Here is a 745-nt window from a genome sequence, read left to right as displayed (position 1 = left end):
CGCCGCCTGGGTGTCACCGTTGCGTTGCCGCTTCGGCGTCACCTGTCGCTTCTTCGCTTCGACCGTAATCGCTTGCGCTTTACGTATCCTCTGTGCAGTTTTCAAGGAGCAAACCCCGCCGCCGTGAAGACGGCGGGAAAAGTTATCGATTTGGTGGAGCTAAGCGGGATCGAACCGCTGACCTCTTGAATGCCATTCAAGCGCTCTCCCAGCTGAGCTATAGCCCCATTTTGACCCGCTTCGGCCTCACGCATCGCTGCGCGTGCCATCGGGTCTGCCGGTTTCCCGGCTGATCCGGCGACGTCCTACTCTCCCAGGGACCACCGTCCCAAGTACCATCGGCGCTGGAGAGCTTAACTTCCGTGTTCGGGATGGAAACGGGTGTGACCTCTCCGCCATTGTCACCAGATCTTTGTATGGTGTTGTTGAGTCACCGGTTTTCAGACTTCCCAACATCATCGCTACGCGACTCAATTGGCGTCTGTTCGTTCACCGGAATTCAGAGTCTATCACACCAGCCAACCAAAATCAACCGGTATGTTTTTCCTCTGATTCCTATGAGCGACTGTTCCGGTCCCTCAAAATCAAACAGTTGCAATCTTGCGTGCGTTCCAGTCCGCGCAGACCTTTCCTGGTTCGCCTTACTCTTGACGAGCAAGGCTGCTGCTAGGAGGTATCCGCCGGTTCGACCTCGACATCTCGCGACACAGCCGCCATTCGACCATAAAGTCACAGGCGACGGTCA

The 745-nt window shown here is 56.2% G+C and carries 1 tRNA gene and 1 rRNA gene; both read right to left on the bottom strand.

Features of this window, described 5'->3' with window-relative positions:
* Positions 1-151 precede the first annotated feature (151 nt).
* Positions 152-227, bottom strand: a tRNA-Ala gene (locus GTO91_RS17660).
* A gap of 65 nt (positions 228-292) precedes the next feature.
* A 5S ribosomal RNA gene (gene rrf, locus GTO91_RS17655) occupies positions 293-409 on the bottom strand.
* Positions 410-745: the final 336 nt, after the last annotated feature.

This window comes from Heliomicrobium undosum (genome assembly GCF_009877425.1).
Taxonomy (GTDB): domain Bacteria; phylum Bacillota; class Desulfitobacteriia; order Heliobacteriales; family Heliobacteriaceae; genus Heliomicrobium; species Heliomicrobium undosum.
Note: the sequence above shows the minus strand (reverse complement) of the source record. Positions and strands in the feature narration are given on the sequence as shown.